Here is a 4,452-nt window from a genome sequence, read left to right on the forward strand (position 1 = left end):
AGGGCCGGCGCCGTGGGTCTCCCGGGCGAGGAGCAGGGCGAGTTGGTTGGCTTCGGTGCCGCCGGTGGTGACGAGGGCGTCGGTGAGTCCGGCGAGGCGGGCCAGGGCGCGGGTGACCCGGGCTTCCAGTTCGGAGGCGGCGGGTGCCTGGTCCCAGGAGTCGAGGGAGGGGTTGAGGACGCTGACGGCGAGGTCGGCGGCGGTGGCGACGGCCAGTGGTGGGCAGTGCAGGTGGGCGGCGCACAGGGGGTCCGCGGGGTCGGCGGCGCCCTCGGCGAGGGCGTGGACGAGGGTGCGCAGGGCGCCGGGGTCGCCGTGGTCGGGCAGGACGTCTCCGACGGCGTCGGTGAGGCGGGCGGCGACCGCGGTGGGTCCGCCGGCGGGCAGGGGGCCGCCGCGGGCCCGGCTGCCGTCGCTCAGGGCGTCCAGGACGGTGTCGAGCAGCGGCCGCAGGGCTTGGTGTCCTTCGGGGCCTGAGGCGAGCGGCGGCGTGCTCATGATGCTCCTCCGGGGCGCGGGGCAGGGGGAGCATCGGCTTGTGCGCGGATGCTGCGGCGCGTCCGAAGAGCTCAACGATCGGAACCCGTGCGGGGGTACTCCCGGGCGGGGAAATCGTGTCGGGACGGGCCCGGGCGGGCCCCGCCGTGTATGTGGTGGGGCCCGCCCGGGTGGTGCGCCGGTGTGCGCGGGTGGTGCGCCGGAGGTGTACCGGGGTTGCGCTGTCGGCGAGTTGGTGGTGTTACTCCTGCCTGACCCGCAGGGCTCGGGCGAGGTCGTCGAGCTGGTCGACGAGTTTGCGGCGCAGGGCCGGGATGGGGTCGGCGTCGCGCAGGCACTCCTCGCCCAGGCGGAGGGTGTCGTCGTGGACGGCGACGGCGGGGAACGCCCAGCGGCCCGCGGCCTCGGCGATGGCGGGGCCGCGGCGGGCGGCGACGGCGACGGCGTCCTGGTAGTAGCGCGGGATGTACTCCCGTACGAGGTCGGCCTGTTCGGGTTGCCAGAAGCCCTGGGCGGTCGCGGTGAACAGGTAGTTGGACAGGTCGGTGGTGTCGTCGGTGGCGAACATCGCGTCCCAGGCGGCGCGTTTGGCGCGCGGGTCGGGCAGGGCGGCCCGGCAGCGGGCGGCGCCCTCCTGGCCGGTGGCGCTGGGGTCCTGGCGGAGTTCGGCGTCGATGGCGGTGTCGTCGATCGCGCCGAGGACGGCGAGCCGGGCGAGGATGCGCCAGCGCAGTTCGGGGTCGAGTTCGGGACCGCCGGGGACGGTTCCGTCGGCGAGCCAGGCGCTGATGGTGTCCGGGTGGGCGGCGGCGTCGATGAAGTGGCGTACGGCGACCAGTCGCAGGCCGGGGTTGTCGCCGTCCTCGGTGCGGCGGATGAGGTCGCGGCAGAGGCTTCTGAGGGTGGCGAGGGCGGCGGGGCGGTCCTCGGGGGTGAGGTAGCGGTCGGCGATCTGGCCGGCGGCGAAGGCGAGGACGCCCTGGACGAGGGCGAGGTCGTTCTCGCGCGGGAGGTGGGTGTGGGCGGTCTCCAGGTAGGCGGCGGGCGGGAGTTCGCCGTCGCGTACGCAGTCGCGCAGGGTGTTCCAGACGACCGCGCGGGTGAGCGGGTCGGGCAGGCCGGACAGGCTGGTGCGGACGGTCTCGAAGGACTCGGGGTCGAAGCGGATCTTGGCGTAGGTGAGGTCGCCGTCGTTGAGGAGCAGCAGTGCGGGGCGTTTGCCGATGGGCTGGGGGGTGGTCTGCGGGATGTCGAGGTCGAGGCGTCCGCGCAGGGTGAGGCTGCCCTGGTCGTCGCCGTGGTCGTGGTCGTAGAGGCCGACGGAGATGCGGTGGGGGCGGCTGCCGGTGTGCCCGACGGTCAGGGTGCGGGTGCCGTCGGTGTCGGCGGTGACGGCCGGGGTGAGGGTGTCGACTCCGGTGGTGCGCAGCCAGGCGTCGGCCCAGGCGTGGACGTCGCGGTCGGTGGCGGCGGCGAGGGAGTCGATGAAGTCGGCGAGGGTGGCGTTGGCGAAGCGGTGGCGGGCGAAGTGGGTGTTGATGCCGGCCAGGAAGTCCTTCTCGCCGAGCCAGGCGACGAGTTGGCGCAGTGCGGAGGCGCCCTTGGCGTAGGAGATGCCGTCGAAGTTGAGGAGTGCGGAGGCGGTGTCCTCGACGGCTTCGGGGGCGACGGGGTGGGTGGAGGGGCGCTGGTCGGCGTCGTAGCCCCAGGACTTGCGGGCGACGCCGAAGTCGACCCAGGTGTCGGTGAAGCGGGTGGCTTCGGTGAGGGTCTGGTAGCCCATGTACTCGGCGAAGGACTCGTTCAGCCAGATGTCGTCCCACCAGCGCAGGGTGACGAGGTCGCCGAACCACATGTGGGCCATCTCGTGGGCGATGACCATGGCGCGGGTCTGTCGTTCGGTGTCGGTGACGGCCGAGCGGTAGACGAATTCGTCGCGGAAGGTGACCAGGCCGGGGTTCTCCATGGCGCCGGCGTTGAACTCGGGGACGAACGCCTGGTCGTAGGAGTCGAAGGGGTAGGGCTCCTCGAACTTCTCGTGGTAGCGGTCGTAGCACTGCCTGGTGATGTCGAGGAGTTCCTCGGCGTCCGCGTCGAGGTGGGGGGCGAGGGAGCGGCGGCAGTGGATGCCGAAGGGCAGGCCGCGGTGTTCGGTGCGTACGGAGTGCCAGGGGCCGGCGGCGACGGCGACGAGGTAGGTGGAGATGAGGGGGGTGGGGGCGGCCTGCCAGCGGCCTTCGCCGAGGTGCTCGGTGACGCTGTTGGCGAGGACGCTCCAGCCTTCGGGGGCCTGGACGGTCAGGTCGAAGACGGCCTTGAGGTCGGGCTGGTCGAAGGCGGCGAAGACGCGCTGCACGTCGTCCATGAACAGCTGGGTGTAGAGGTAGGTCTCGCCGTCGGTGGGGTCGGTGAAGCGGTGCATGCCTTCGCCGGTGCGGGAGTAGCGCATGGCGGCGTCGACGCGCAGTTCGTGCTCGCCCGCGGCGAGGCCGGTCAGGGGCAGCCGGTTGCCCTGGAGGCCGGAGGGGTCCAGGGGCTGTCCGTCGAGGGTGGCGGAACGCAGTTCGGCGGGCTTGAGCTCCACGAAGGTGTCCGCGTCCGACCGGGCCGTGAACCTGATGACGGTCACGGACCCGAAGGTGTCGTCGCCGGTGGTCAGATCGAGTTCGATCGTGTAGCGGTGGACGTCGAGGAGTCGGGCACGGGTCTGCGCTTCGTCGCGCGTCAGTACGGACATGAACGACATGCTGCCTGATGGCGTCGGGAAGGCACAGTGGCGGTTCGGTACGTTCCTTATGTCCCCTCGCGCGCCGGAGCCGCCCGTGGTGTGTCGCGTTGGGGTGGAACGCGGGCGTCCAGGTGGGTCGGTCCGGTCCTGGGGAGGCGGACCGGGAGGTCGGCGCGGTCCTCGACGAGGGTGCGCAGGTCGCGGATCTCCCGCTCCAGGGCCAGCTGGCGCTGATGGGCGTCGTAGAGGTAGCGGATCTTGGTGCGCAGGGCCCAGGGGTCGACGGGTTTGGCGACCAGGTCGGCGACGCCGAGTGCGAAGGCGGCGGCGGTCAGTTCGGGGTCGGGGCCGAAGCCGGTGAGCAGGACGACGGGAATGTGCTGGGTCTGCTCGACGCGGCGCATGTAGCGCACGACGTCCAGGCCCTCCACGCCGGACATGCGCACGTCGAGCAGGAGCAGTCCGACCCGGCCGCGCAGGATCTGTTTGAGTGCCGCGTCGCCGCTGGTGGCGCGGCCGATCCGGTGGCCGAGCGGGGCGAGGGTGTTCTCCAGGGCGTAGAGGGTGTCCTCGTGGTCGTCGACGATGAGGATCGCGTCATCCGACGGCATGGCCCGACGTCCCTCCCGCGGTGGGACCACCAGCTGGGGTCCGGGGTGCTGACGCGCTGTGCCCGCCGGTTGACGGGCGGTGCACAGCGCAGCATGCCTCGGACGGGTGCCCGTGTCACCTCCCGGCGGCGCGCAACGGCGTCAATCGGCCGTCGTGACGGTGGTGTTCGTGGTGGTGCCGTTGGCCGTGGCGTCCGCGATGCGTTCGTGGTGGCGGATGACCTCGGCGACGATGAAGTTGAGGAACTTCTCGGCGAAGGCGGGGTCGAGTTTGGCGTTCTCGGCGAGGGTGCGCAGCCGGGCGATCTGCCGGGCCTCGCGGTCCGGGTCGGCGGGGGGCAGCTGGTGTGCGGCCTTGAGGTGGCCCACCTGCTGGGTGGCCTTGAAGCGTTCGGCGAGCATGTGGACGACGGCGGCGTCGATGTTGTCGATGCTGTTGCGCAGCCGGTCGAGTTCCTCGCGGACGGCGGGGTCGATGCCGCCGTCGCCGGTGGGGCTGGTGGTCATGGGCGTTCACCCTACGCGGCGCCGCTGGCGCGCGGCCTACGGCCTCCTGCGGTACGTACGGGGCAGGCCAGGGCGGGGCGGAGTCGCGGGGTCCGGTGTGGCGGGGCC

The 4,452-nt window shown here is 72.5% G+C and carries 3 protein-coding genes and 1 pseudogene; all 4 read right to left on the reverse strand.

Going from position 1 to position 4,452, the window contains the following annotated elements; all coding sequences use genetic code 11:
• Positions 1–498: pseudogene (locus FNH09_RS44810) on the reverse strand (aspartate aminotransferase family protein); the annotation flags it as partial.
• Positions 499–739: 241 nt separating this feature from the next.
• Positions 740–3,235 carry an aminopeptidase N gene (gene pepN / locus FNH09_RS44815; protein WP_152895618.1) on the reverse strand — a complete coding sequence of 832 codons (2,496 nt, stop codon included), beginning with the start codon at positions 3,233–3,235 and terminating at the stop codon, positions 740–742.
• A gap of 56 nt (positions 3,236–3,291) precedes the next feature.
• Positions 3,292–3,837, reverse strand: coding sequence for a response regulator (locus tag FNH09_RS44820; protein WP_152895619.1), 546 nt, complete (start codon positions 3,835–3,837; stop codon positions 3,292–3,294).
• A gap of 141 nt (positions 3,838–3,978) precedes the next feature.
• Positions 3,979–4,344: a chorismate mutase gene (locus tag FNH09_RS44825; protein ID WP_152895620.1), complete on the reverse strand. Its 366-nt coding sequence runs from the start codon at positions 4,342–4,344 to the stop codon at positions 3,979–3,981.
• Positions 4,345–4,452: the final 108 nt, after the last annotated feature.

The sequence above is a fragment of the Streptomyces adustus genome (genome assembly GCF_009377175.1).
In the GTDB taxonomy this organism is placed as follows: domain Bacteria; phylum Actinomycetota; class Actinomycetes; order Streptomycetales; family Streptomycetaceae; genus Streptomyces; species Streptomyces adustus.

Coding starts and splice junctions, on each gene's coding strand:
- pepN (WP_152895618.1), bottom strand. CDS start 3,235: ATGTCCGTACTGACGCGCGACGAAGCGCAGACCCGTGCCCGACTCCTC.
- FNH09_RS44825 (WP_152895620.1), bottom strand. CDS start 4,344: ATGACCACCAGCCCCACCGGCGACGGCGGCATCGACCCCGCCGTCCGC.
- FNH09_RS44820 (WP_152895619.1), bottom strand. CDS start 3,837: ATGCCGTCGGATGACGCGATCCTCATCGTCGACGACCACGAGGACACC.